This is a genomic window from Actinomadura chokoriensis (assembly GCF_039529475.1).
Taxonomy (GTDB): Bacteria; Actinomycetota; Actinomycetes; order Streptosporangiales; family Streptosporangiaceae; genus Spirillospora; species Spirillospora bangladeshensis.
The window spans coordinates 16,876-42,910 of record NZ_BAAAMW010000014.1 but is presented as its reverse complement, the minus strand read 5'-3'; the positions used below and the strand labels follow the sequence as shown (position 1 = coordinate 42,910).

Genomic DNA, 26,035 nt, shown 5'->3' with positions numbered 1-26,035 from the left:
CCACGGGGGCGTGCGCATGGGGCACCTCCACTTCTCGGCGGACACGGGCCCGGACGTCCGGGCCCGGGGGAGCGGGCGGCCGCCGGGGCGCCCGAGGGCGCCGGGACGACCGCGTCCGAGCAGGTCAGAGGGACAGCAGCAGGAAGTGCTGGGGGAGGTGGACGGCCAGGCCGAGGCGCATCGAGGCGGTGATGGCGGCCTCGCCGGCGCCGTCCCCGGCGCCGTTCCCGCCGGCGGGTCGGCGCAGGGCGAGGGTGGACTCCTCGCCGTCCAGCAGCGTGATGCCGGCGCGGAAGTCGCCGAGCAGCACCCGGTCCGGCTCGATCATGCGGGTGCGGGTGAGGCGCAGCCCGGCGGCGTCCAGCGCGGGCAGCGCCCCGCCGCCGACGAGCCGCCAGTACAGGGAGGGGTGCATGACCATCCCGTCGCAGGAGCCGCCCATCTCCTCCACCTCGGCGCAGCCGGCCATCAGCGCCTCCAGCACCGCGCCGGCGGCGTCCGCCCGGGGGGCCTCGAGGCGGCGCAGCCCGTCCAGGCGCAGCAGCCCGGTGATCGCGCCGTCGTCGCTGCCGCGCAGCAGGACCTCGTTCTCCACGGTGCACAGGCGGACGATGACGCGGTGGTCGACGAACCGCGCCAGCAGCGCGGGGTCGGCGCACAGCTCGGCGGGCACCGGGACGGAGACGGAGATCTCGGTCAGCTCGGCCTTGGCGAGCGCCGGGCGGAACACCGCCTCCGGCGTCGCGCCGTAGCGGGTCCCGGAGCGGCCGTCCTCGCCGCCGGGCCCGGTGTCGCGGAGTTCCCGCACGTAGCGCAGGGTCCGGTCGGTGACCGTGCCGCCCTTGGTCTGCTCGCGGACGGTCGGGCGCGGCCGGGTGGAGGCCAGCGGGAACAGCGCCGTCAGCGGCGCCCGGATCCGGACCGCGGCGTCGCCCCCGGCCGCCCTGGCGACCGCGACCGCCAGTTCCTCGCCGGGGCCGCGCTCGCGCAGCCCGGGGTCATCGATGAGGTAGTCCAGCACGCAGAACTCCCATCAGACGTACCTTTCGCGGCCGTCCGGATCTCGGTTCGGCCGGCAAATGCGCGGTGCCGATCCTGCACCGTGCCAACCCAGAGAGTAAGCACGGGATCGCGGAAATTAAAAGGGCCTCCTTCGATCTTGTTCCGAAAAATCGGTCATGGTAGAACTTCGTAACGGATTGGTTGGGGAGGTGCCATGGCGGAGCCGGATAATGCGGCCGGGGGAGCGGCGGCATTCACCGACCCCGTGCTCGATCCGCGGCGCGGGACCGGCCCCCGGCCCGCCGCGCGGCCCGCCCCCGGCTGCCCGCTGCGCGCCGCCCGCGCCACCCGGGAGAAGGACGGCGATCCGCCGGGTGACGGCGGATGAGCATCCCGGCCGCGTCCCGCCCCGGCGCCCTGACCGACCTGACCGACCTGACCGACCTTGCCGACCTGGGCGGACTCGGCCTGCTGGAGATCGCGCGGCCCCTGATCGACGCCGCCCGGCACGACCTGCGGGACCGCCTCACCGCCGGCCCGCCGCTCCCGGACGGCCTGGACCGCCTGGACGGCCTGCTGCTGCGCGACCCGCCGCTCGGCTGGCTCACGATGGCGCTCCAGCCGGCACTGGCCCGGGAGCTCGCCGCCGCGCGCCGCCGCGGCCTCCCCGGCGACACGCCCGAGCGGCGCTACGACGCGTTCACCGAATCCCTGCGCGACCCGGCGGAAGCCCGGCGGATCTGGGCGGAGTACCCCGTCCTCGCCCGGCAGGCCGCCCGCCTCCTGGACGCCTGGACCGCCGCCCGCGCCGCGTTCGCCCGCGACCTCGCCGCCGACCTGCCCGCCCTCACCGCGGTGTTCGGCGACCTCGGAGCCGTCGCCGGCGTCCGCTTCGGGTCCGAGGAGACGCACCGGGGCGGACGCACGGTCGCACTCGTCCGGTTCGAGCGCGGCACGCTCGTCTACAAGCCCCGCAGCCTGGCCGTCGACCAGTGCTTCGACCGCCTCCTCGACTGGTTCAACGCCTCGGGCGGCGTGCCGCACCCGCTGCGCCGGATCCGGCTCCTGGACCGCGGCGACCGCGGCTGGAGCGAGTACGTCGAGCCCGCCCCCTGCACGCCCGCGCGGCTCCCGGAGTTCTTCTGGCGGATGGGCGCGCTGCTCGCGCTCACCCACGCCGTGCACGGCTACGACCTGCACGCCGACAACGTGATCGCCGCCGGCGCCGACCCCGTGGTGATCGACCTGGAGGCCCTGTTCCACACCGAGGGGACGCAGCCGATGGCGCGCCGCGCGCGGCTCGGCGACCCGGCCGCCGAGCGGCTGGCCGCATCGGTGCTCCGCACCGGCCTGCTCCCCGGCCCGCTCGTCATGCCGGACACCGGCACCGAACTGCCCTTCGGCGCCGACATCAGCCCGCTCGGCATCGCCCCCGGCCGCCGCTCCCTCATCCCGACGCCGGTCGTCGAGCACGCGGGCACCGACCGGATGCGCGCCGGGCTCGGCTACCGGGACGTCCCCGCGCCCGCCGGGCGGCTGCGCCTGCCGGGCGGCGGCACCCCCGACCCCCGCGCGCACCGCGACGCGCTCACCGCCGGGTACGCCCGCGCGCACCGGCTGCTGGCCGAGGCGGGAACCGGCCTGCTCGCGCCGGGCGGGCCCCTGGACGGCTGCGCGGACGTCCCGGTGCGGCTGATCCAGCTGTCGACGTTCCTGTACGTCCGGCTGCTGCTGGAGGGCTGGCGGCCGGAGGCGGCGCGCGACCCCGCCGCCCACGAGCGCGGCCTCGCCCGGCTCGACGCGGGCTGGCCCGGCGTCCCGCACCGCGACGCGCTCATCGCCGCGGAGAAGGCGGCGCTGCGGCGCGGCGAGGTGCCCGTGTTCGAGATCCGCCCGGGGCACCGCGACCTGTGGCTGGAGGACGGCACGCGCCTCCCCGGCGTCCTGCCCGCCGCGCCGCTGGAGGAGACCGCGGCCCGCCTCGCCGCGCTGCGCGAGGAGGGCGCCGCCGCCCAACTGGAGATCATCGACGCGAGCCTGGCCGCGCTGGACACCCGTCCCCGTGCCGGGCACCGCGTCCCCGCGCCGCCGGGCGGCGACCCGGTGCGCGGCGCCCTCGCCATCGCCCGGCGGCTGGACGAGACCGCCGTCCGGGACGGCGACCGCGTCGGCTGGCCGACCATCGAGGTCGTCGACGCCGCGTCCCGCCGGGTCGCGCCCGCCGGCCTCGACCTCTACGGCGGGCTGCCCGGCATCGGCCTGTTCCTGACCTACCTGTCCGCCGTGACCGACGAGCCCCGGGCCGCCCGCCTCGCCGAACGGGTCGCCGACGAGGTCGCCGTGCGCCTGCGCGCCGGCGCGGACGTCCCCGCGCTCGGCCCCGTCTACCACCTGGCCCACGCCGCCGCCGTCCACCGCCGCCCCGACCTCGCCGAAGCGGCGCGCGACGCGCTGCTCACCGCCCCCGCCCCGCCCGGCCCGGACGTCCTGGACGGCGAGGCGGGGCTGCTCCTGTCCGCGCTCGCCCTGCACGCCGTCCTGCCCGGCGAGCGGGTGCGCGACGCGGCGCGGGCGTCCGGGGAGCGGCTCATGGCCATGGAGCCCGCCGGGCCCGGCCTCGGCTACGGCGCGCCCGGCGCGGCGCTCGCCCTCGCCCGCCTGCACGGCCTGCTCGGCGGCCCCCGCCTCGCCGCCCGCGCGAAAGCGCTCGCCGTCCCGCCGGAGGACCCCGAGCCCGGCTGGTGCCAGGGCGCCGCCGGCACCGGCCTCGCCCTCATCGACCTCCTGACCAGGCCCGAATGCGCCGCTCCCGAACTGGAGCGTTCCCTCGACGCCGCCGCCGCGGCGGCCCGCTCCGCCGCCCTGCCCGCGACCGCCCCGCCCGCCGCCCCGCCCGACGACTCGCTCTGCCACGGCACGTCCGGGCCCCGCGAACTGCTCGCCGCCCTCGGCGAGGACGCCCCCGACCCGCCCGGGGGACCGTGGCGCACCGCCCTGCCCGCCCCCGCCCCCGGCCTGCTCGCCGGCCTGTCCGGCATCGGCTACGGGCTGCTGCGCCGCGCCCGCTCCGCCGACGTGCCCGCCGTGCTCGCCCTGGCGCCCCCGCACTCCTGAGCGAAGCTCCCGTTCCCCGTGGAGGAGACGAACATGACCGTGGACGTCCAGCCCGGCGTACTCGCCATCGACGGCGCCGCGCCGGTGCGCACCGACCCTTGGCCGACCTACGACAAGGGCGACGTCTTCATCGACGAGGACGACCTGCGCGACGCGCTCGACTCGATCCGCGACCGGCTCTACTTCCGCTACGACCACCGCCCCTACGCCGAGACCCGCACCGGCCTGCTCGAACGGGACCTGTGCGGCTACTTCGGCGTCCCGCACGCGCTGGCCTGCGCCAGCGGCACCGCCGCGATCGCGCTCGCGCTGCTCGCGCTGGACCTGCCGCCCGGCTCCCGCGTCGCCTGCCCCGCCTTCACCTTCGCCGCGACGCCCAGCGCGATCCTGCTCGCCGGGCACCGGCCCGTCCTCGTCGAATGCGACGACGACCTGCACATGGACGCCGCCGACCTGCGCCGCCGCCTCACCGGCGACGTCCGCGCGGTCGTCGTCGTGCACATGCGCGGGTTCGCCTCCGACATGGACGCGATCTGCGCGCTCGCCCGCGAGCGCGGCGTCCCCGTCGTCGAGGACGCCGTGCCCGCGCTCGGCGCCCGGCTGAACGGCCGCCTCCTCGGCACGATCGGCGACGCGGGCGCGTTCAGCACCCAGTCCGACAAGTCGCTCAACACCGGCGAGGGCGGGTTCCTGCTCGCCCGCGACCCGGCCGTGCACGCCCGCGCGGTCGTCTACTCCGGCGCCTACGAGGGCCGGATGGCGCGGCACTTCGACGGCGCGCCGCCGCCCGTCGACGACCTCGCCCTGCCGATCTACGGGCTGCGGATGGACGAGATCCGCGCCGCGCTCGCCCGCCCCATGCTGCGCCGCCTGCCCGAGCGGCTCGCCGCCCACCGCCGCAACTACGACGACGTCGCGGGACGGCTCGCGGACGTGCCCGGCCTCGCGCTGCGCCGCCCCGTCGCCGACGGCGCCTACCTCGGCGAGGCGCTGGTGTTCCGGCTGCCCGGCGCGGGCGCCGCCGGGACCGCCTGGACAGCCGCCGCGCTGCGCGCCGAGGGCATCGGCGCCCGCGCGCTCGGCGACCCCGGCGACACCAACGTCCGCGCGTTCTGGAACTGGCGGTTCCTGTTCCCCGACCCGGGGCGCGCCCGCGCCGAGTACCCCGCCACGGCGGCGCGGCTCGACGAGGCGGTCGACATCCCGCTGTCGGCGAACCTCACCGCGCGCGACCGCGACCACGTCGTCGAGGCCGTCCGGAAGGTCGTCGGCTCCGGCGCCGGGCGCCGCTGATGGTCCGCGTCCTGTACGTGACGGGCTGGTGCCGCAGCGGCACCACCCTGCTCGGCAACCTGCTCGGCGAGCTGCCCGGCGCCGTCCACGTCGGCGAGCTGCGCTACCTGTGGACCAACGGCGTCCTCGGCCGCGGCACCAACACCCTGTGCGGCTGCGGGCGGGACGTCCCGGAATGCCCGCTGTGGAGGGCTGTCATCGCCCGGCTCGCCGGCGCCGACCCCGCCGGGCACGCCGAACGCGCCGTCGCCCGGCAGCAGGCCGCGCTGCGGACCCGGCACACCGGCCGCAGGCTCGCCGAGGCGCGGCACGCCCGCGCCGCGCACCCGGCCGTCGCCGACCTGGTCCGGCTGTACGAGGCCATCGCGGCGGAGTCCGGCGCCGGGCTGATCGTCGACACCGGCAAGTTCCCCGCCGAGGCCGCCGCGCTGTGCGGCGCGCCCGGCGTGGACGCCCGCGTGCTGCACGTCGTCCGGGACCCGCGCGCCACCGCCGAGTCGTGGCGCCGCGCGAAGGACTACATCCCGGCGATGGGCCCCGCCCGCAGCACCGCCTACTGGACGGGCTTCAACCTCGCGTCCGAGCGGATCGCCCGCGCGTTCCCCGAGCGCTGCCTGCGGCTGCGCTACGAGGACTTCACCGCCGACCCGCGCGCCGAACTGGCGCGGGTGATGGCGCACGCCGGCCTCGCCGGCGACCCGCCCGTGGACGGCGGCGGCACCGCCCGGCTCGGCGTCAACCACACCGTGACCGGCAACCCCGACCGGCTGCGGCACGGGCCGGTCCGGATCCGGGAGGACGACGCGTGGGTGCGCGCCCAGCCCGCGCCCGCCCGCGCCGTCGCCACCGCCCTCGCCCTGCCGCTCCTGGCCCGCTACCGCTACCCGCTGCGGCCGACGCCGGCCGCCCGCACCCCCGCGGAGGTCTGATGGATCTCGGACTGCGCGGCCGGGTCGCGCTGGTCGCCGCCGCGACCAGCGGCCTCGGCCTGGCCACCGCCCGCGAGCTCGCCGCCGCCGGCGCCGACGTCGCGTTCTGCGGGCGCGACGGCGCGCGGCTGGAGGCGGCGCGCGAGGAGATCGACGCGGCCGGGCCGGGACGCGCCGTCGCGACCCGGCTCGACGTCCGCGACCACGACGCGGCGGCCGCCTGGGTCGACCGCACCGCCGCCGACCTCGGCGGGCTCCACGTCCTGGTCACCAACGCGGGCGGGCCGCCGGCCGGCCCCGCCCTCGGGTTCGGCCTCGACGCCTACCGCGACGCCGTCGAGCTGTGCGTGCTGTCGCACATCGCGCTCGTCCAGGCCGCCGTCCCGCACATGCGCGGTGCCGGCTGGGGCCGCGTCCTCATGATCGCCTCGGAGACGATGCGGCAGCCGGCGCCGGAGCTCGCCCTGTCCGGCACCGCGCGGCCCGCGCTCGCCGGGTTCGCCAAGGCGCTCGTCCGCGAGCTGGGCCCGGCCGGTATCACCGTCAACGTGCTGGCGCCCGGCTACCACCTCACCCCCGCCGTCGAGGCGCTGCTCGGCGACGACCGGGAGGCGGGCCTCGCCGGGATCGCCGCCGGCATCCCGCTCGGCCGGCTCGGCTCGCCCGCCGACTTCGGCGCCGCCGCCGCGTTCCTCGCGAGCGAGCGGGCCGGCTTCATCACCGGGACGACGCTGCTGGTCGACGGCGGCCTCACCCAGGGCATCTGAGAACGGAGGCACGAGTGGAGTTCGACGACGTGCTCGCGGCGCGGCGGATGGTGCGCCGCTACCGCACCGACCCCGTCCCGCCGGAGACCGTGGAGAAGATCGCCCGGACGGTGCGCCGGGCGCCGAGCGCCGGGTTCAGCCAGGGCCACCGCCTCGTCGTCGTCACCGAGCGCGCCACCCGCGAGCGCGTCGCCGAACTCGCCGAGGAGTCCCGCTACCCGGAGGAGTGGCTGTCGGTCGCGCCGGTGCTGATGGTGCTCGGCATCCGCGAGGACGACTACCACGACCGCTACACCCGCCCCGACAAGCTCATCGACGGCAGGGAGATGGAGTGGCCCGCCCCCTACTGGTGGGTCGACTCCGGGGCGTTCCTCATGCTGATCCAGCTCGCCGCGATCAACGAGGGCCTCGCGACGGGGTTCGCGACCGTCCGGCACAAGGACGGGCTCAAGAAGCTGCTCGGCCTCCCGGACGACATCGCCGTCGTCGGCGTCGTCACGATCGGCCACGCCCGGGAGGACGCCGTCCCGCCGGCCGACACCGCCCGGCTGCGGTCGATGGCGAAGCCCTACGGCGACCTCGTCCGCCGCGAGTCGTGGGCGGACCCGCGCTAGGACCAGGTCGTCGGCAGGCCGTGCGACGGGCCCTCGCCGAGGACGCGGCGCTCCCCGCCCGGCCACAGCCGCAGCGCCACGACGTGCGCGGTGCTGAGGCGGGAGGCGTCCGGGCCCTCGAACGACAGGTGCGCCACGGGCGCGTCCGCGGTGGCCGCCGCGCCGGCGTCCTCGATGTGCCGGTCGACGCGCGCCGCCTCGTCCTCCGACAGGTAGGCGCGCATCGTCGAGTGCCACACCACGGTGGCGGCGCCCGGCTCCGGGGCCAGGCCCTCCAGGAAACCGGCCGCGCCCGCCCGGACGACCTCCGCCGGGACCCGCGCCGCCACCTCGAACGCCGCGCGCAGCCGCGCGACCCGGTCGGCCTGGTCGGGCCACACGTACGACAGGAGCCGCCGCTGCGCCTCCGGCGACGCCGGGTCCAGGGGGCTCGGATCGCATCCGGTGCGCTCGATGATCGTGAGCGGCGCGTCCACCGGCGGGAGGCCCCGCCAGGCGTCCGGCAGGACGACCGGCGACTCGGGCCCGTACGCGCCGCCCTCGTACAGGAACCGGAAGCGGTCGGCGCGCAGGTTCAGGCCCGCGCTCGCGCCGATCTCCAGCAGCCGGATCGGGAGCCCGGTGGCCTCGGCGACCGCGAGGAGGCCGCCGACGAGCGGTGCGGCCCGCCCGACCTCGTTGGTCTGCGGCGGAGCGGTGAGCCCCGCGCGGATCTCCGCCGCGTGCTCGGCCAGGACGTCCCGGAACGCGGGCCAGGCCCGCAGCGGATCCTGCGTCCCGCCCGCCGTCGGGTAGTACGCGGCCAGTTCGGGGGCCCGCCCCTCCAGGACGATGCGGTGCACGGTCCCGAGCATGCCCAGGATGTAGCCCGGGCGGGTGTGCTCCCCGAGCACATCGGCGACCGCCTCGCCGGGGTCGTCCGCCGCCCGCAGGAGCAGCTCCGCGTACATCAGCGACCCCAGCTCCGCGGACGCCCGCGCCTGCGCCAGCAGCGCCCTCCTCATCGCGCACCTCCGGTGACTCGCCCCCGACTCCGGCGACGAGCCTCTCAGATGGTGGACGCGGTCACGGGCGGGCGCGCGGAGTCAATAGGATCGTGGGCATGCTGCGCTGGTTGACCGCTGGGGAGTCCCACGGCCCGGCCCTGACCGCGATCGTGGAGGGGCTGCCGGCCGGCGTGCGCGTGACCTCGGGGGACATCGCCGAGGAACTGCGCCGCCGCCGGCTCGGGCACGGGCGGGGCGCCCGGATGAAGTTCGAGCAGGACGAGGTGCGGATCCTCGGCGGCGTCCGGCACGGGGTGACGCTCGGCGGGCCGGTCGCGATCGAGGTCGGCAACACCGAGTGGCCCAAATGGGAGACGGTCATGTCGGCCGACCCCGTCGACGCCGACGTCCTCGCCGCCCAGGCGCGCAACGCGCCGCTGTCGCAGCCCCGGCCCGGCCACGCCGACCTCGTCGGCATGCAGAAGTACGGCTTCGACGACGCCCGCCCCGTGCTGGAGCGGGCCAGCGCCCGGGAGACCGCCGCGCGGGTCGCGCTCGGCACCGTCGCCAAGGCGTTCCTCGGCCAGGCCCTCGGCGTGGACGTCCTCAGCCACGTGATCGCGCTCGGCGAGGTGGCGGCGCCCGACGGCGTCCTGCCCGGGCCCGGCGACCTCGCGCGGGTGGACGAGAGCCCCGTCCGCTGCTTCGACGAGGCGGCGTCCGCCGCGATGGTCGCCCACATCGACGAGACCAAGAAGGCCGGCGACACGCTCGGCGGCGTCGTGGAGGTCCTCGCCTACGGGCTCCCGCCCGGCCTCGGCAGCCACGTCCACTGGGACCGGCGGCTCGACGCGCGGCTCGCCGGCGTCCTCATGGGCATCCAGGCGATCAAGGGCGTCGAGCTCGGCGACGGGTTCACCACCGCGCGGCGGCCCGGCTCGCGGGCGCACGACGAGATCGACGGCACGCCCGAGGGCGTCCGCCGCCGGACGAACCGGGCCGGCGGCGTCGAGGGCGGCATGACGACCGGCGAGGTGCTGCGGGTGCGCGCCGCGATGAAGCCGATCTCGACCGTCCCGCGCCGGCTCGACACCATCGACGTGAAGACCGGCGAGCCCGCCAAGGCGATCAACCAGCGCAGCGACGTCACCGCCGTGCCCGCCGCCGGGGTCGTCGCCGAGGCGATGGCCGCGCTCGTCCTCGCCGACGCCGCGCTGGAGAAGTTCGGTGGCGACTCCGCCGAGGAGACCGCGCGCAACCTGCGCGGATACCTGTCCTCCCTGACGATCAAGTGAAGGGGACCATGCGACCGAAGGCAGTCATCATCGGCCCGCCCGGCTCGGGCAAGACCACCGTCGGCGGCGCGCTCGCCGAGCGCCTCGGCGTCGCGCTGCGCGACACCGACGCCGACGTCGAGGCCGCCGCGGGCAAGCCGATCGGCGAGATCTTCATCGACGACGGCGAGGAGCGCTTCCGCGAGCTGGAGCGCGCCGCCGTCGCCGCGGCCCTCGCCGAGCACGGGGGCGTCGTCGCCCTCGGCGGCGGCGCCGTCCTCGCCGCCGAGACGCAGGAGCTCCTCGCCGGCCACACGGTCGTCTACCTGAAGGCCGGCCTCGCCGAGGCGATCAAGCGGGTCGGCCTCAACTCCGCGCGGCCGCTGCTCGTGCTGAACCCGCGCAGCCAGATGCGCACGCTCCTGGCGGAGCGGCTGCCGATCTACGAGCGCCTCGGCACGATCGGCGTCGACACCGACGGCCGCGACCCCGCCGACATCGTGGAGGAGATCGTCAAGGCCCTGGACGGCGCCGCGTGACGCACGCCAGGGTCCGGGTGGGCGGGGCCGACCCGTACGACGTCGTCATCGGCGCGGGCGTCCTCGGCGAGCTGCCCGCCATGGTCGGCGACCGCGCCCGCACCGTCGCCGTCGTCCACGCCGAGGGCCTCCCGGAGATCGCCCGCCCCGTCTGCGGTGCGCTCGAACAGGCCGGGTACACCGTCCGCGCGCTGCCCGTCCCCGACGGCGAGGCCGCCAAGGAGGTCGGCGTGCTCGCCGGGCTCTGGTCGTCGTTCGCCCGGTCCGGCATGACCCGCACGGACGTCGTCGTCGGCGTCGGCGGCGGCGCCACCACCGACCTCGCCGGGTTCGCGGCGGCGTCGTGGCTGCGCGGCGTCCGCGCGGTGCTCGTCCCGACGACGCTGCTCGGCATGGTGGACGCGGCGGTCGGCGGCAAGACCGGCATCAACGTCCCCGAGGGCAAGAACCTCGTCGGCGCGTTCCACCCGCCCGCCGGCGTCCTGTGCGACCTCACCGCGCTGGTGACGATGCCGCACGAGGACTACATCAGCGGCCTCGCCGAGATCATCAAGGCCGGCTTCATCGCCGACCCCGCCATCCTGGACCTGGTCGAGGACGACCCGAAGGGCGCCGCGTCCCCGGACGGCCCGCACACCCGGGAGCTGGTCGAGCGCGCGATCCGGGTCAAGGCCCGCGTCGTCTCCGCCGACCTCAAGGAGAGCGGCCTCCGCGAGATCCTCAACTACGGCCACACCCTCGCGCACGCCATCGAGAAGGCCGAGGACTACAAGTTCCGGCACGGCCACGCCGTGGCGATCGGCATGGTGTACGCGGCCGAGCTGGCCCGCCTCGCCGGGCGGCTGCCCGCCGAGATCGTCCAGCGGCACCGCGACGTCCTCACCTCGGTCGGCCTGCCGGTCTCCTACGCCGCCGACTGGCCCGGCCTGCGCGCCACGATGGCCATCGACAAGAAGTCGCGCGGCGCTACGCTGCGCTTCGTCGTCCTGGACGGCATCGCGTCACCGGGCCGCCTCGAAGGCCCGGACGAGGCCCTGCTCGCCGCCGCCTACCGGGAGCTCACCCCATGACGCACCGCGTGCTCGTCCTCAACGGGCCCAACCTGCGGCGCCTCGGCGTCCGGGAGCCCGACACCTACGGGACGACCAGCTTCGACGACCTCGCCGCCCTCTGCCGCGACACGGGCCGCCGCCTCGACCTGAGCGTGGAGGTCCGGCAGACCGACGACGAGGCCGAGCTGGTGCACTGGGTGCACGAGGCCGCCGACGAGCGCGTCCCGATCGTGCTGAACCCGGCCGCGTTCACCCACTACTCCTACAGCCTCCGCGACGCGCTCGCCCAGCGGACCGCCCCGCTCGTCGAGGTCCACATCACCAACCCCGCGACGCGCGAGGAGTTCCGCCACACCTCCGTCGTCGCCGGCGTCGCGACCGGCACCATCGCCGGCTTCGGCCCCATGTCGTACGTCCTGGCGCTCCAGGCGATCGCCGAACTCCTCGCCGAGGAGTCCGCGTCCTAGCCGCAGGTCCTATACGCGGGTCCTAGGCGCGGGTCTCAGGCGTTCTCGACCGCCCGGCGGGTGATGTCCTTCAGCTCGGCGACGACGTCGTCCAGGGGGGCCACGTCGCGGTGGGCGCGGCACAGGACGGTCGCGCCCTCGACGGCGGCGACGATGAGGCGGGCCAGGCGCGCGGCGCGGTCGTCGGGGACGCCGGCGTTGCCGAGCCCGGTGGCGAGGGTGTCCTGCCAGCGGCCGAACACCGCCGCGGCGGCCGCCGCGAGCTGCGGGGCGTCCTCCTGGGACTCGACGGTGACGGCGAGGACCGGGCAGCCCGCCCGGAACTCGCTCTTGATCAGAACCTGCCGCCACCAGCCGACGAACGCGTCCACCGCGGAGGCGGCGTCGCCGCCCTCGGTGGCGGCGAGGATGCCCGCGTTGAGGAAGTCGCCGGCGTAGCGGACGGCCTCCTCCGCGAGTTGCACCTTGCCGCCGGGGAAATGGTGGTAGATCGACCCGCGCGGGGCGCCGCTGTGCGCGATGACGTCGCGGAACCCGGTGCCGCTGTAGCCGCGCTCCCGGAAGAGGTAGGCGGCGCTGCGCACCATGCGTTCCCGGCTGTCCGTCCCCATGGCTCGATTATGACATTCATCATAGGGTGCTCGCGTTGCCCATGACGGGCGTCATAGAGGAGGGTGAGGGCACGGATGAAGGAGAGCCACGTGATCGACCTCCAGCGCGACGGAGACGTGTACGTCCTGCGGTACGACGCCGGTGAGAACCGGTTCAGCCCCGACTTCCTCGGCGCGGTCGAGGGCGCGCTCGACGGCGTCGCGAAGAACGACGGGCCGGGCGCGCTCGTCACCGTCGGCACCGGCAAGTTCTACTCCAACGGCCTCGACCTCGACTGGCTCGGAGCGAACCAGGACAGGTTCGAGGAGTACCTGCGGCGCGTCCACGGCCTGTTCGCGCGCGTCCTGGAACTGCCGATGCCCACGGTCGCGGCGCTGAACGGGCACGCGTTCGCGGGCGGCGGGATGCTCGCGCTCTGCCACGACCACGCCGTCATGCGGACCGGCCGCGGCTACTTCTGCCTGCCCGAGGTCGACCTCGGCATGAGCTTCACGCCCGGGATGAACCTGCTGATCAAGGAGCGGCTGCCGAGGGCGACCGCGCATGAGGCCGTGCTCACCGGCCGCCGGTACACGGCCGAGCAGGCGCTGGAGGCGGGGATCGTCCAGCGGACCGCGTCCGAGGACGAGGTGCTGCCGGCCGCCGTCGAACTGGCCGCCTCGCTGGCGGGCAAGAACGGCGCGACGGTCGCCAAGATCCGCGGCGACCTGTACCGGCCGGTGCTGGACGCGCTGCACGGTCCCGCGCTGCCCTGACGCCGGGGCGGCGGGTAGGTTACGTTCGACTGGAATCGGATTCGGTTAGGGAGAGGACGCCGATGCGCATCGGGATGGCGCTCAGCTACTCGGGCGGTTTCAAGGAGACCGTCGAGGAGCTCGCCGACTACGAGAAGGCCGGGCTCGACATCGTCTACATCGCGGAGGCCTACAGCTTCGACGCGGTGAGCCAGATGGGGTACATCGCGGCGAAGACCGAGCGGCTGGAGATCGCCTCCGGCATCCTCAACATCTACTCCCGCACGCCCACCGCGACGGCGCAGACCGCCGCCGGCCTCGACTACGTGTCGGACGGGCGGTTCACGCTCGGCATCGGCGCGTCCGGCCCCCAGGTCATCGAGGGCTTCCACGGCGTCCCGTACACGGCGCCGCTCGGCCGCACCCGCGAGGTCATCGAGATCTGCCGCAAGGTGTGGCGCCGCGAGCGGCTCCAGTACGACGGCAAGTACTACACGCTGCCGCTGCCCGCCGACCAGGGCACGGGCCTCGGCAAGCCGCTGAAGCTGATCAACCACCCCGTGCGCGCCGACATCCCGATCCTGGTGGCCGCGATCGGCCCGAAGAACGTCGAGCAGACCGCCGAGATCGCCAACGGCTGGGAGCCGATCTTCTACATGCCGGAGAAGGCCGCGGACGTGTGGGGCGCCTCCCTCGCCGCGGGCAAGGCCAAGCGCGACCCCGCCCTCGGCGAGCTGGACGTGGTCGGCCAGGCGCCGCTCGCCATCGGCGACGACGTGCGGGGCTTCCTGGAGTTCGGCCGCCCCATGGCCGCGCTCTACATCGGCGGCATGGGAGCCAAGGGCAAGAACTTCTACAACGACCTCGCCCGCCGCTACGGCTTCGAGAAGGAGGCCGAGGAGATCCAGGACCTGTACCTGGACGGCAAGAAGGACGAGGCCGCCGCGAAGGTCCCGCAGGAGCTGCTGGAGAAGATGTCCCTCATCGGCTCCGAGGGGCACGTCCGCGAGCGGCTCGCCGCGATGAAGGAGTCCGGCGTCACGACGCTGAACGTCGCCCCGATCGCCGGCGACCACAAGAGCCGCCTGGCCCTGATCGAGAAGGTCAAGGAGATGGCCGCCGACCTGTGACCGATTCTCGTTGACCTGCGGCGTGTTGTTGTTATGCAGGCTGCCAAAACAACAACACGCCGCAGGTCAACGGTCAGAGGGCGGCGTGGACTTCCTTCGCGACGCGCTCGCCGGAGCGGACGGCGCCGTCCATGTAGCCCGTCCAGTAGTCGGACGTCTCGGTGCCCGCCCAGTGGATCGGCCCGCACGGGGCCCGCAGCGCCGGGCCGAACGCGGTGAGCGCGCCGGGCGGGGCGATGCCGACCGGGCCGCCGCCGCTCCACATCTCGTTGTCCCAGCGCTGGAACGCCGTGATCCTCGGGTCGGCGGCCTTGTCGCCGAACAGTGTGGTGAACGAGGCGAGGCCCGCGGCCCTGACCTCCTCCGCCGACGCGCCGTCCAGCCTGCGGATGTTCGCCTGGTTCATGAAGCCCATCAGGATGCCGCGCGACCCGTCCGGCGGGCTGTTGTCGAACGTCGCGTCGATCGCGCCGCTGTCGGCGACCGCCTGCCCGGTCAGGCCGTCCGCCCGCCAGAACGGGGTGTCGTAGACGCCGACGAACTTGGCGATCGAGCCCATCGGGTAGCGCTGCATCAGCTGCGCCCGGTTCGCCGGCAGCGCCGGCGAGTAGTCGATCTTGTTGGCGATCGCGGGGGACATCGCGACGACGACCCGCCTGGCCGTCACGGTGAGCCCGTCCGCGGTGACGGTGACGCCGCCCGAGCCGGTCTCGATCGACCGCACGGGCGTGTTGTAGCGGACGATGTCGCCGAGCCGCGCCGCCAGCCGGACGGGCACCTCCTGCGAGCCGCCCACGAACCGGGACTCCTGCGCGCCGTCCTTGGTGTTGATCAGCCGGTCGATCGTCCCCGGGGTGCTCTCGTTGCCCGCCGAGGCCGCGTAGTTCAGCAGGTACAGCAGCGAGACCTCCTGCGAGCGCATCGACAGCGTCGAGGAGGCGAAGGCGTCCATCAGGAACCGCGCGCCGCCGCTCAGCGAGTTGGACCGCGACCAGGTGTAGAACGTCTGGGCGTCCCACTCGTCGGCCTTCGCCGCCTTCCACGGCTCGCCGACCGGCACCTCCTTGATCATGTTCCCGAGCTTGAGCAGCGCCAGCTCCAGGTCGATCACGCCCCAGTCCGGCGGGACCGCGCCGAGCAGTCCGTCGGTGGCGTACAGGGATCGCTTGCCGTTGCGGTAGTAGACGTTCTTGCCCTCGTTGTAGGTCGTGAAGGTCTCGACGCCCATGTCCTTCGCGAGGGCCGCGATCCGGTCCTGCGTCGGGCCGATGAACTCGGCGCCGCCCTCGCTGGTGGTGCCGTCGCCGAGCGGCAGCCCGTACACGCGCCCGCCGGGCCGCTCCCGGGCCTCCAGGACGAGCACGGACCGGCCGGCGGCGACCAGGTCGCGGGCGGCGGCCAGGCCGGACAGGCCGGCCCCGACGATCACCACGTCGGTGCTGAGCGGCGCGGTGCGGGCGGCGGCGGACGGCGCCGCGGCGGCGGAGGCGACGGCTCCGGCGGCGGTGAGCGCGCCCGTGCCGAGCAGTCTGCGGCGGCTGACTCGGGTCAAGGGGGATCCCTCCTGGGGGACGTCCGTGCGGGGGACGAAAGATCACACGGCAGCTCACGCTAGGCCCGCCCTCAAGCCGAAGTCGAGGGTTCTTCATGTTTCGTGACCGCGTCGAGACGGCCTCCCGGCCCGTCCCGGCGATCATCTAGAGTCCTGGACATGGGGGAGACGCATTCCGCGCGGCGCGCCCGGCTCGCCGCGCTCGTCGCCGAGCGGGACGCCGGCGCGCTGCTGGTGACCCGGCTCGTCAACGTCCGCTACCTGACCGGCCTGGACAGCTCCCGCGCGGCGCTGCTCGTCCCGGCCGACGGCCCGGCCGTCCTCGCGACCGACGGCCGGTACGCCGGCATGGCCGCCGAGGTCTGCCCGGAGCTGCCCGTCACCGTCGACCGGCGGGTCGCGGCCGCGCTGCTGGCCCGGGCCGCCGAGGACGGCCGCGCCCGGCTCGGCTTCGAGGCCCACGACCTGACCGTCGAGCAGCACACCGCGCTCACCGAGCAGGCCGCCGGCCTCGACCGCCCGGTCGAGCTGGTGCCGCTCGGCCGGCCCGTCGAGGAACTGCGCATGGTCAAGGACGAGGCGGAGATCGCGCTCCTGCGGGAGGCGTGCGCGATCACCGACCGGGCGTTCGAGGCCGTCCTCCCCGAGATCCGCGCCGGCGTCACCGAGCGGGCCGTCGCGATCGCGCTCGAACGCGCCATGGTGGACTTCGGCGCCGAGCGGCCCGCGTTCGAGTCGATCATCGCGTCCGGCCCGAACGGCGCCGTCCCGCACCACCACCCCGGCGGCCGGGAGCTCCAGGCCGGCGACCTCGTCACCATGGACTTCGGCGCCCTGTACGGCGGCTACCACGCCGACATGACCCGCACCGTCGCGATCGGCGAGCCCGCCGGCTGGCAGCGCGACCTGTACGGCCTCGTCCACCGGGCGCAGCGGGCCGCGCTGGAGGCCGCCGTCCCCGGCGCGGACACCACGGCCGTCGACGCCGCCGCCCGCGAGATCATCAAGGCGGCGGGGCACGGCGAGGCGTTCCCGCACGGGCTCGGGCACGGCGTCGGGCTGGAGATCCACGAAGCGCCGCTCATGGGGTACGAGGAGACCGGTAAGCTGATGGATCGAGTTCCGATCACAGCGGAGCCTGGGGTCTACCTCACCGGCCGGGGCGGCGTCCGCATCGAGGACACGTTCGTGGTCCGCGCGGACGGCCCGGAGCTCCTCACCACAACGACCAAGGACCTGCTCGTCCTGTAGGCGCGCGGGCCCGCGACCGGGAGAACAGCCAGTGGCGACGACGAACGACCTGAAGAACGGCATGACGCTGAACCTCGACGGCCAGCTGTGGACCGTCCTGGAGTTCCAGCACGTCAAGCCAGGCAAGGGCGGCGCGTTCGTCCGCACCAAGATCAAGAACGTGCTGTCCGGGAAGGTCGTCGACAAGACCTTCAACGCCGGCACCAAGGTCGAAGTGGCGAGCGTCGACAAGCGCGAGATGCAGTACCTCTACCGCGAGGGCGAGGACTTCGTCTTCATGGACACCGAGACCTACGACCAGCCGCACATCCCCGCGGCCGTCGTCGGCGACGCCGCCGACTACCTGCTCCCCGAGCAGAACGCGGTGATCGCCTTCAACAACGACAACCCGCTGTACGTCGAGCTGCCCGCCGCCGTCGTGCTGGAGATCACCGAGACCGAGCCCGGCCTGCAGGGCGACCGCTCCACCGGCGGCAGCAAGCCCGCCACCGTGGAGACCGGCGCCCAGATCCAGGTGCCGCTGTTCATCACCACCGGCGAGAAGGTCAAGGTCGACACCCGCTCCGGCGAGTACCTCGGCCGCGCCTGAGATGGCGGCACGCACCAAGGCCAGGAAACTCGCGCTCGACATCCTGTTCGCGGCCGAGCTGCGGGAGGAGGAGCCGGCGGCGGTGCTCGCGGCGCGGGGCCGTCCGAACCAGGACGAGCTGGCCGAGTTCCCGCACGCCGTCCGGCTGATCGAGGGCGTCCAGGAGCACCGGGAGCGCATCGACGAGCTGATCTCCACCTACGCGACCGGCTGGACGTTGGAGCGGATGCCGGCCGTCGACCGCAACATCCTGCGGATGGGCGCGTTCGAGCTGCTGTGGGTGGACGACGTCCCGGACGGCGTCGCGGTCAGCGAGGCGGTCGGCCTCGCGACCGAGCTGTCCACCGACGAGTCCCCCCGGTTCGTCAACGGCCTCCTCGCCCGCCTCCAGCAGCTCAAGCCCTCCCTCACGCTGTAAACGGGCGGGGCGTGGGGCACCGGGCGGCTAGGCTGGGCGGGGATGACCAACGTTAGGGGAGTGGCCGTGACCGGCCGGCAGCAGAAGCGGGTGCGGGGCGGCACCAGGGTGCGCAGCGCGGTCCTGTGGGACGCCCTGCGGACCGTGCTCGCCCGCATCACCCCCGAGGCCGGCCCGCACGACGTCGTGGACGTCGGCGGCGGCACCGGCGGGTTCGCGGTCCCGCTCGCCGAGCTCGGGCACCGGGTCACCGTGGTCGACGCCAACCCGGACGCCCTCGCCGCGCTGGAGCGCCGCGCCGCCGAGTCGGGGGTGCGGGTCCGCGCGGTCCAGGGCGACGCCGTCGACCTGCCCGACCTGCTGGGCCCGGACGCCGCCGACCTGGTGCTGTGCCACAGCGTCCTGGAGTTCGTCGACGAGCCGGGCGCGGCGATGGCCGCGCTGACCTCGGTGGTCCGGCCGGGCGGCTCGGTCAGCGTGCTGGTCGCCGGGCAGGTCGCCGCCGCGCTGCACCGCGCCGTGTCCGGGCATTTCGACGACGCGCGGCGGGTGCTGACCGACCCGTCGGGGCGCTGGGGCGAGGGCGACCGGATGCCGCGCCGGTTCACCCGGGAGACGCTGTCGGCGCTGGCCCGCGGCGCCGGCCTGCGGGTCGCCGAGCTGCAGGGCGTGCGGATCTTCGCCGACCTGGTGCCGAGCGGCCTGCTGGACGGCGACTCCGACTCCGCCGAGGCGCTGATCGCGCTGGAGTCGGTCGCGGCCGTCCACCCCGTCCTGCGGGACCTGGCCGCCCAGCTGCACCTGGTGGCCGACAAACCGGCCGAGTAGCGCCGTGAGCCGCAAGCAGCAGCTGCACCGGCCGGGGCCGCAGCCGGGGCCGCCCGCCGACGACACCGGCTGCCACATCCTGCACGTCGACATGGACGCGTTCTTCGTCAGCGTCGAGCTGCTGGAGCGGCCCGAGCTGCGGGGGCGCCCGGTGATCGTGGGCGGCGCCGGGCCGCGCGGCGTGGTGTCCGCGGCGTCCTACGAGGCCCGGACGTTCGGCGTGCACTCGGCGATGCCGATGACGCGGGCGCGGCGGCTGTGCCCGCGGGCGGTGGTGCTGCCGGTGAGCCACGGCAAGTACGCGCGGGTGTCCGCCGCGGTGTTCGAGATCTTCCGCTCCATCACGCCGCTGGTCGAGGGCCTGTCGCTGGACGAGGCGTTCCTGGACGTGGCGGGCGCCCGGCGCCGGCTCGGCCGGCCCGCCCGGATCGCGCAGCTGATCCGCGAGCAGGTGCGCGACCAGCAGGGCATCACCTGCTCCGTCGGCGTCGCGAGCACCAAGTTCATCGCCAAGCTGGCCTCGACCCGGTGCAAGCCCGACGGGCTGCTCGTGGTGCCCGCCGGCGGCGCGGTCGACTTCCTGCACCCGCTGCCCGTCGCGTCCCTGTGGGGCGTCGGGGAGCGGACCGAGGAGCACCTCACCCGGCTCGGCCTGCGGACGGTCGGGCAGCTCGCCCGTGTGCCCCTCGCCACGCTCCAGCGCGAGCTGGGCACCGCGATGGGCGCGCACCTGCACGAGCTGGCGTGGGGCCGCGACCCGCGCGAGGTCGTCCCGCACACCCCCGACAAGAGCATCGGCGCCGAGGAGACGTTCGACACCGACGTCGACGACCCCGAGGTGATCCGCCGGTCGCTGCTGCGGCTGGCGGAGAAGACCGGCGAGCGCCTGCGCGCGAGCGGGAACGCGGGCCGGACGGTCAGCGTCAAACTCCGGATGGCGAACTTCAAGACGATCACCCGGTCGCGGACGCTGAGCGAGCCGACCGATCTCGCCCGTGTGATCTATGTCACAGCCTGCGAGCTGTATGAGGCGGCCGGGCTGGAACGGGTACGACTCCGTCTGGTCGGGGTACGGGTGGAGAACCTGGGCCCGGCCGGCGAGGCCCCCCGTCAGCTCGCCTTCGACGAGCCGGAACGCGGTTGGCGTGAGGCCGAGCGAGCCATGGACCAGGTCGCGCACCGGTTCGGCCGCGGCGCGGTCCGCCCCGCCGCGCTGGTGCGGCGTGCGACCGATGGTGACGGACGTGACGGCAGGGACGGAAGACAATGAAAGAAGGCGGTGGGGTGACCGGCACCGGGCCCTCGACGGGCCGTTCGCTTTCGTACGCTCGACAGTGCTCGTATTCTGGGCATATCACCGTTGACGTTCGCGTCCCGCATCGGAGACCCCGTCGCGGAGCTGTCGTTGGGAGGTGCCGTGCCGCTCTCTGAGCACGAGCAGCGCATGCTCGAACAGATCGAATCGGCTCTGTACGCCGAGGATCCGAAGTTCGCTCACGCGGTTCGCTCGACCAACCCCCAGGTCCACTACAAGCGCCGGATCATCAAGGCCGCCCTCGGCTTCGTCGTGGGCGTCTGCGCGCTGATGGCCGGTCTCGTGATCAACGAGGGCACCGTCACCATCGCCATCAGCGTGACCGGTTTCCTGCTCATGGTGGCGTGCTGCGTCTGGGCGTTGACGAGCTGGAAGCGGATGACCGGCATCGGGAACGAGCCCGCCCGAAGCGGCGGCCGCTCGTCCCGCCCGGCCAAGGCGGGCTTCATGGAACGCATGGAGGAGCGCTGGCGCCGCCGCACCGAGGGCGACTGACCGGCGTTCGTGATCGTCCCGGCCGTGCGTGGGCCGTCCACGCGGGCCGGGACGAACGCGTATCCGGGGTCCCTTCGAGCGGGCGCCCTCCCCGGCGCCGGACGCCCTAGCGGCGGCGGAGGCGGGCGGGAAGGTCGTTCAGCCGGGCGGCGGCGTCCAGGGTGCGGTCGGTGGCGGTGCGGACCGCGGTGCCGACCTGCGCCATCGTCGACGGCGGCAGCAGCCGGGCGCGCCAGCGGGCACCGCGGCCCACCGACGCGGCGAACGCCTCCCGGACGGTCTTGACGTCGGCGCGCAGCCGCTCCACCGGCTCGGGGGAGCGGGACCGCGCGTACCGGGCCAGCTCCTCGGCGCGCGCGATGCGGGTGAGCGCCTGCGAGCTCGCGCCGTCCAGGTCGAGCTGCTCGCCGAGTCGGCGCGCGGCGGCGCGCGGGGAGTCGCTGGCCCGCCATTCGAGCCCGTGGTCGAGCGCGTCGGCGCGCATCTCCCGCCACGCGGTGTGCGCCGCCCGCGCCGGATCGGCCCCGTCCGCCGGGCTCGGTGCGGACCGGTCGTCCGCAGGGCGCCGGGCGCCGGGCACCGGCTTGCGCGACCGGCGTGCGCGCCTGCGGGACAGGGTGCGGGACAGGAGGTCGGACGCCGGCGGCCCCGGCGGCGCGGGCGCCGGTACGAGGGCGGCCCAGCGGCGGCGGCGGGTGAACATCCGCAGCCCCATCGGCACGGCCAGCAGCAGCAGGATCAGCACCCCGCCCGCCACCCACGGCGCCGCGCCGGTGCCGCTCTCCTCGTCGCCCTGCGCCGCGGCGGCGGCGCCGGGGCCCTCGTCGTCGCGGTGCCGGGCGCCGGGGCTCGGCGCGGCGGTGCTCTCGTCGCCGCCGGCCGAGGAGTCCGGCGCCTGCGCGGACGAGGAGTCGCTCCCGCCGCCGGTGCTGATCTCGGGACGGCTGTAGGACGGCGTGACCGCGGTGCCCTGCCCGCCCGCGCCGGACGGCGTCGGCTCGAACCGCACCCAGCCGGTGCCCTGGAAGTACAGCTCCGGCCAGGCGTGCGCGTCCCGCGACCGGACGACCCACTCGCCGGGCCTGACCTCGCTGCCCGGCGTGTAGCCCATCGCCACCCGGGACGGGATGCCGAGGATCCGCGCCATCAGCGCCATCGACGCGGCGTACTGCTCGCAGTAGCCGCGCTTGCTGTGCAGCAGGAAGTCGACGAGGTCGCTGCCCTTCTGCGGCGCCGGCGCGGACAGGTCGTAGCTGAACCCGCCGCCGACGGTGAACCAGCGCTGCAGCCGCACGGCCTGCGTGAGCGCGGTCGCCGACCCGGCGGTGACCTGCTCGGCGAGCCTCCTGACCTCCTGCGGGACGTTCTTGGGCACCGCCGTGTAGTGCGCGACGACGTCGGCCGGGTAGCCGCCCGCGGCGGCGAGCTGCGCGGCGGTCGGGTCGGCGTGCACGCTCTCCACGGTGTAGGAGCGTCCGCTCGCCGAGTCGCGCAGCGAGTAGAGCATCAGCGACGAGGCGTGCACCCGCCAGTCGCCTTTGATCGACACGCTGGTCGGGGCGTACGGCACCGGCAGGAACGTCATGTTCCTGACCTCGGGCCGCACGTGGACCCTGGTGGTCACCTTGTGCACGCGTCCGATGGACAGCCCCGGCGGCGGCGGGAGCGTCTGCCCGGCGACCAGCCGGTCCTTGCCGCTGCTCTTCAGCGGGCTGTAGGTCCACCGGTCGCCGTCGAACCGGTCGAGCGCGTAGAGCCGCAGGTAGTCGGGGCCCTCGGGGTCGTCGGTGCGGTAGGTGAGGACGACCGAGTCGTCCAGCCGGGTCAGCTCCCGCTTCAGGCTGACGAGCGGGTCGGGCGTGGTCACGGTCCGGGTGCTCTGGCCGCTGCCGCCGCCGAGGTCGAACACCCCGCGCGGCTCCAGCCCCGGCACAGCGGCGGGCAGCACCACCGCGACGGCGATCGCGCCGACCGCGATCCGGCGGCCGGTCACCGCGAGCGCCGCCGCGTCGGGCCGCGCCGCCTCCTCGCCGGGACGCGGCTCCGCCCCGGCGAGCGGGACCTCCCGGGGCCGGTGGTGCGTGCCGACGGAGCGGCCCCAGCCGCCGACCTTCTCCCGCGAGTCGGCCATCAGCAGGCCGAGGAAGCCGAGCGCGCCGACGCCGAACGCCAGCCAGCCGACGCCGTCCTCCCGGACGGCCGCGGGCACGCTGTACATCGCGAGCAGCGGCAGCCCGGCGGGCGCGGTGCGGTGCAGCCGCACGGCGAGCAGGTCGACCATGACCGCGACCAGGCCGATCCCGGTGGCGGTCAGCATCGCGATGCCGGGCAGCAGCGGGACCGGCGCCGCGTACCGGTTCGCGGCCCGCCAGCCCTCCCCGGCGAGGTCGCCGAGGTGCCGCACCGACTCCGGCGACGGGACGACGCCCAGCCAGGCACGGTCGGCGGCGTAGACGAAGTTGAGGTAGAGCAGCAGCGCGGCCAGCCCGAACACCGGGTTCAGCGGCGCGGGCAGCCGCAGCCGCCGGGCCAGCAGCCCGCCGCAGGCGACCGCGAGCACCGCGCCGAGCCCCGCCCAGAACCAGCCGGCCCGCTCGAACAGCGGGTAGAGGCCGAGCGAGCCGGCGAGCGTCGCCAGCCCGGCCATGACCGTCATCCGGATCCTCATGAACCGTCCCTGACGAAGTCCTCGCCGGCCTTCCCGGCGGTCGTCCACGCATGCGCGAGATCCGCGGCGGACCGGACGGACAGCACCCGCCACCCGGCCGCGAGCAGCAGCTCCGCGGCCGTCCCGGCGCCGGGCTCGGCCGTCTCCGCGCCGCCGGCCGGCGCGCCCCGGCCGGGGCCGCCCTCGACCAGCACCGCGACGCGGGTGCCGGCGCCGCGCCGCGCCGCCGCGACCGACCGGGCCTCCTCGGCGGACAGGGTGCCGAACACCGCGACCACCAGCCCGTCGCCCTCCCGGCCGCCGCCGTGCCCGCCGGACGCGCCGCGCAGCGCGGCCAGCCCGGCCGCCAGCGTGCCGCCCTTGGACCTGCGCGCCACGGCGAGCGCGTCGAGCAGCAGCCCCTCGAACGCGCCCTCGGACCGCGCCGCCGGCAGCGCCTCCCCGGCGTCGGTGACGTACCGCAGGCTCATCCCCGTCCGGACGAGGTGCACCCCGATCGACGCGGTCGCCGACACGGCCTGCTCGAACGAGCCGCTCGTCCCCTCGCCCCAGTGCGCGGCGCGCCGGGTGTCGAGGAACAGCGTCCCGCTGCTCTGGAAGTGCTGCTCCTCGCGCCGCACCATCAGCTCCCCGTGCCGGGCGGTGGACCGCCAGTGCACGCGGCGCAGGTCGTCGCCGTGCCGGTACTCGCGGGGGGCGGCGTCGTCCTCGCCCGCCGCCGACACGGCGCGGGCGACGCTGTCGCCGCCGCCCGTCCACGCGCCCGACAGCCGGCTGTGCGGCAGCGGCACGATCGCGGGCGTCACGGTCAGCGTGTCGGACAGGCTGAACGAGCGCACCAGCTCCACCATCCCGAACGGGTCGGCGAGCCGGACCGTCAGCGGCCCGACGCGGTAGCGCCCGCGCACGTCCGAGCGGATCCGGTAGCCGAGCCGGCGGGAGCCGTGCGGCTCGATCCGCTCCAGCACGAACCGGGCCCGGCCGCCGAGCGCGTAGGGGACCCGGTCCTCCACCATGAGCAGCCCGCTCGGCAGCCGCGACACGTTCTCCAGCCGCAGGTCGACGCGGGCCTCATGGCCGACCGGCAGCCGCGCGGGGTCGAGCCGCCGCGCGCACGCCAGCCGGTACCGGGTCCGCGACACCGCGAGCATGCACAGCAGCGGCAGCACCAGCACGAGCACCCCGGCCCGCAGCAGGTCCCGCTCGCCGAGGACGACCGCGCACACGATCGCGGTCGCGCCGGCGGCCACGAAGGACCGCCCGCGCGTGGTGAGGCCGGCCAGCGCGCGTCGCACCGGTCACCGGCCGGGGGAGGGCACCGGCAGCCGCTTCACCAGGTCGGCGACGACCTGCTCGGGACGGCGCCGCTCGACCTGCGCCTCCGCGGTCGGCAGCAGCCGGTGCGCGAGGACGGGGACGGCGAGGTCCTGGACGTCGTCGGGGACGACGTAGTCGCGGTCGTCGAGCGCCGCGTACGCCCGCGCGGCCCGCACCAGGTGCAGCGTCGCGCGCGGGGACGCGCCGAGCCGCAGCTCGGGGTGCTTGCGGGTGGCGGCGACGAGGTCGACCGCGTACTGCCGCACCGGCTGCGCGACGTGCTGGCGCCGCACCACCTCGATGAGGTCGCGGACGTCGGCGGCGTGCGCGACGGGGGTGAGCCGGTCGAGCGGGGACGTCTGCCCGTGCGTGTCGAGCATCTCCAGTTCGGCGGCCGCGTCCGGGTAGCCCATCGAGATGCGGGCGGTGAACCGGTCGCGCTGCGCCTCCGGCAGCGGGTAGGTGCCCTCCATCTCCACCGGGTTCTGGGTGGAGATCACCATGAACGGCGGCTCCAGCGCGTAGGTGGTGCCGTCCACCGTGACCTGGCGCTCCTCCATGCACTCCAGCAGCGCCGACTGGGTCTTCGGGGACGCGCGGTTGATCTCGTCGCCGACCACGATGTTGGCGAACACCGGGCCCGGCTTGAACTCGAACTCGCGCAGCTCCTGGTTGTAGGCGCTGACCCCGGTGATGTCGCTCGGCAGCAGGTCCGGGGTGAACTGGACGCGCCGCACCGAGCAGTCGACCGAGCGTGCGAGCGCTTTCGCGAGCATCGTCTTGCCGACGCCGGGCACGTCCTCGATCAGCAGGTGGCCCTCGGCCAGCAGCACCGTCAGCGCCAGCCGCACCACCGAGGGCTTGCCCTCGATGACCGACTCCACCGCGTCCCGGATCTTGTTCGCGATGTGGGCGAGGCCGTCGAGCCCGCGGCCCGCCCCCTCGCCCCCAGCGGCGCGGCGCCGGGAAGGGCGGGATGCAGGGGGGTCGGTCTCCATGAACGACTCGCCGTGCGTGCCTACTGCCACCAAACCCTCCTCAGCCGTTCCACCCGACAGTACGTCGTCGCAACGCCCGCCGCGATGTTCA

Annotated in this window: 25 protein-coding genes; 18 read left to right on the top strand and 7 right to left on the bottom strand. The window is 75.4% G+C overall.

Going from position 1 to position 26,035, the window contains the following annotated elements:
• Positions 1-124: 124 nt before the first annotated feature.
• The gene (locus ABFX46_RS26910; protein WP_346046270.1) at positions 125-1,021 is read right to left on the bottom strand and encodes a family 3 encapsulin nanocompartment shell protein; all 897 of its coding nucleotides are present in this window, start codon (positions 1,019-1,021) and stop codon (positions 125-127) included.
• 195 nt (positions 1,022-1,216) lie between these two features.
• On the opposite strand from ABFX46_RS26910, the gene ABFX46_RS26905 reads away from it, so the two are divergent.
• The 6 genes from ABFX46_RS26905 to ABFX46_RS26880 are packed head-to-tail and all read left to right on the top strand — an operon-like array spanning position 1,217 to position 7,719.
• Positions 1,217-1,390: a hypothetical protein gene (locus tag ABFX46_RS26905; protein ID WP_346046268.1), complete on the top strand. Its 174-nt coding sequence runs from the start codon at positions 1,217-1,219 to the stop codon at positions 1,388-1,390.
• Positions 1,387-4,116, top strand: a complete 2,730-nt coding sequence (locus ABFX46_RS26900) for a type 2 lanthipeptide synthetase LanM family protein (protein ID WP_346046266.1) — start codon at positions 1,387-1,389, stop codon at positions 4,114-4,116. The genes ABFX46_RS26905 and ABFX46_RS26900 overlap by 4 nt, the downstream gene beginning before the upstream one ends.
• A gap of 33 nt (positions 4,117-4,149) precedes the next feature.
• Positions 4,150-5,409 carry a DegT/DnrJ/EryC1/StrS family aminotransferase gene (locus ABFX46_RS26895; protein WP_346046264.1) on the top strand — a complete coding sequence of 420 codons (1,260 nt, stop codon included), beginning with the start codon at positions 4,150-4,152 and terminating at the stop codon, positions 5,407-5,409.
• Positions 5,409-6,338, top strand: coding sequence for a sulfotransferase family protein (locus tag ABFX46_RS26890; RefSeq protein ID WP_346046262.1), 930 nt, complete (start codon positions 5,409-5,411; stop codon positions 6,336-6,338). The genes ABFX46_RS26895 and ABFX46_RS26890 overlap by 1 nt, the downstream gene beginning before the upstream one ends.
• Positions 6,338-7,105, top strand: coding sequence for an SDR family NAD(P)-dependent oxidoreductase (locus ABFX46_RS26885; protein ID WP_346046260.1), 768 nt, complete (start codon positions 6,338-6,340; stop codon positions 7,103-7,105). The genes ABFX46_RS26890 and ABFX46_RS26885 overlap by 1 nt, the downstream gene beginning before the upstream one ends.
• 14 nt (positions 7,106-7,119) lie before the next feature.
• A complete protein-coding gene (locus tag ABFX46_RS26880) occupies positions 7,120-7,719 on the top strand; it encodes a nitroreductase family protein (protein ID WP_346046258.1) in 600 nt (199 codons plus the stop codon).
• Here ABFX46_RS26880 and ABFX46_RS26875 read toward each other — a convergent pair.
• Positions 7,716-8,723, bottom strand: coding sequence for a DUF2332 domain-containing protein (locus ABFX46_RS26875; RefSeq protein WP_346046256.1), 1,008 nt, complete (start codon positions 8,721-8,723; stop codon positions 7,716-7,718). The two genes, ABFX46_RS26880 and ABFX46_RS26875, sit on opposite strands and share 4 nt — an antisense overlap.
• Positions 8,724-8,821: 98 nt before the next feature.
• Here ABFX46_RS26875 and aroC point away from each other — a divergent pair, with 98 nt between their 5' ends.
• The 4 genes from aroC to aroQ are packed head-to-tail and all read left to right on the top strand — an operon-like array spanning position 8,822 to position 12,037.
• On the top strand, positions 8,822-10,000 hold the full coding sequence (gene aroC, locus ABFX46_RS26870; RefSeq protein ID WP_346046254.1) for a chorismate synthase: 1,179 nt from the start codon (positions 8,822-8,824) through the stop codon (positions 9,998-10,000).
• Between the two features lie 8 nt (positions 10,001-10,008).
• Positions 10,009-10,518 (top strand): shikimate kinase, encoded by a 510-nt coding sequence (locus ABFX46_RS26865; protein ID WP_346046252.1) that lies wholly within the window; start codon positions 10,009-10,011, stop codon positions 10,516-10,518.
• Entirely contained in the window at positions 10,515-11,588 is a 1,074-nt protein-coding gene (aroB, locus tag ABFX46_RS26860) for a 3-dehydroquinate synthase (protein ID WP_346046250.1), read from the top strand. The genes ABFX46_RS26865 and aroB overlap by 4 nt, the downstream gene beginning before the upstream one ends.
• Positions 11,585-12,037: a type II 3-dehydroquinate dehydratase gene (gene aroQ / locus ABFX46_RS26855; RefSeq protein WP_346046248.1), complete on the top strand. Its 453-nt coding sequence runs from the start codon at positions 11,585-11,587 to the stop codon at positions 12,035-12,037. Before aroB ends, aroQ begins: the two co-directional genes overlap by 4 nt.
• A 35-nt stretch (positions 12,038-12,072) precedes the next feature.
• On the opposite strand, the gene ABFX46_RS26850 is transcribed toward aroQ, so the two are convergent.
• Positions 12,073-12,648, bottom strand: coding sequence for a TetR/AcrR family transcriptional regulator (locus ABFX46_RS26850; RefSeq protein WP_346046246.1), 576 nt, complete (start codon positions 12,646-12,648; stop codon positions 12,073-12,075).
• A 90-nt stretch (positions 12,649-12,738) separates the two neighbouring features.
• Here ABFX46_RS26850 and ABFX46_RS26845 point away from each other — a divergent pair, with 90 nt between their 5' ends.
• Together ABFX46_RS26845 and ABFX46_RS26840 are read left to right on the top strand one after the other, a co-directional pair.
• Positions 12,739-13,404, top strand: coding sequence for an enoyl-CoA hydratase-related protein (locus tag ABFX46_RS26845; protein WP_346046244.1), 666 nt, complete (start codon positions 12,739-12,741; stop codon positions 13,402-13,404).
• A gap of 62 nt (positions 13,405-13,466) precedes the next feature.
• Positions 13,467-14,513 carry an LLM class F420-dependent oxidoreductase gene (locus ABFX46_RS26840; protein WP_346046242.1) on the top strand — a complete coding sequence of 349 codons (1,047 nt, stop codon included), beginning with the start codon at positions 13,467-13,469 and terminating at the stop codon, positions 14,511-14,513.
• Between the two features lie 73 nt (positions 14,514-14,586).
• Here the strand turns inward: ABFX46_RS26840 and ABFX46_RS26835 are convergent, their stop codons facing one another.
• Positions 14,587-16,065, bottom strand: a complete 1,479-nt coding sequence (locus tag ABFX46_RS26835) for a flavin monoamine oxidase family protein (protein ID WP_346046241.1) — start codon at positions 16,063-16,065, stop codon at positions 14,587-14,589.
• Positions 16,066-16,224: 159 nt separating this feature from the next.
• On the opposite strand from ABFX46_RS26835, the gene ABFX46_RS26830 reads away from it, so the two are divergent.
• The 6 genes from ABFX46_RS26830 (at position 16,225) to ABFX46_RS26805 (ending at position 20,961) form a co-directional block, all read left to right on the top strand.
• Positions 16,225-17,316 (top strand): M24 family metallopeptidase, encoded by a 1,092-nt coding sequence (locus ABFX46_RS26830; protein ID WP_346046239.1) that lies wholly within the window; start codon positions 16,225-16,227, stop codon positions 17,314-17,316.
• 31 nt (positions 17,317-17,347) lie between these two features.
• Positions 17,348-17,905: an elongation factor P gene (gene efp, locus ABFX46_RS26825; protein ID WP_131942915.1), complete on the top strand. Its 558-nt coding sequence runs from the start codon at positions 17,348-17,350 to the stop codon at positions 17,903-17,905.
• Between the two features lies 1 nt (position 17,906).
• Positions 17,907-18,323: a transcription antitermination factor NusB gene (gene nusB / locus ABFX46_RS26820; protein ID WP_131942914.1), complete on the top strand. Its 417-nt coding sequence runs from the start codon at positions 17,907-17,909 to the stop codon at positions 18,321-18,323.
• 42 nt (positions 18,324-18,365) lie between these two features.
• Positions 18,366-19,151, top strand: coding sequence for a methyltransferase domain-containing protein (locus ABFX46_RS26815; protein ID WP_346046236.1), 786 nt, complete (start codon positions 18,366-18,368; stop codon positions 19,149-19,151).
• 4 nt (positions 19,152-19,155) lie between these two features.
• Entirely contained in the window at positions 19,156-20,421 is a 1,266-nt protein-coding gene (locus ABFX46_RS26810; RefSeq protein ID WP_346046235.1) for a DNA polymerase IV, read from the top strand.
• A gap of 147 nt (positions 20,422-20,568) precedes the next feature.
• The gene (locus tag ABFX46_RS26805) at positions 20,569-20,961 is read left to right on the top strand and encodes a DUF3040 domain-containing protein (RefSeq protein ID WP_346046233.1); all 393 of its coding nucleotides are present in this window, start codon (positions 20,569-20,571) and stop codon (positions 20,959-20,961) included.
• Positions 20,962-21,067: 106 nt separating this feature from the next.
• Here ABFX46_RS26805 and ABFX46_RS26800 read toward each other — a convergent pair whose 3' ends face one another.
• The 3 genes from ABFX46_RS26800 to ABFX46_RS26790 are packed head-to-tail and all read right to left on the bottom strand — an operon-like array spanning position 21,068 to position 25,974.
• A complete protein-coding gene (locus ABFX46_RS26800; protein ID WP_346046231.1) occupies positions 21,068-23,629 on the bottom strand; it encodes a transglutaminase TgpA family protein in 2,562 nt (853 codons plus the stop codon).
• Positions 23,626-24,924, bottom strand: coding sequence for a DUF58 domain-containing protein (locus ABFX46_RS26795; protein WP_346046229.1), 1,299 nt, complete (start codon positions 24,922-24,924; stop codon positions 23,626-23,628). The genes ABFX46_RS26800 and ABFX46_RS26795 overlap by 4 nt, the downstream gene beginning before the upstream one ends.
• A 3-nt stretch (positions 24,925-24,927) precedes the next feature.
• Complete coding sequence (locus ABFX46_RS26790; protein WP_338071188.1) at positions 24,928-25,974, bottom strand: AAA family ATPase; 1,047 nt, start codon at positions 25,972-25,974, stop codon at positions 24,928-24,930.
• Positions 25,975-26,035: the final 61 nt, after the last annotated feature.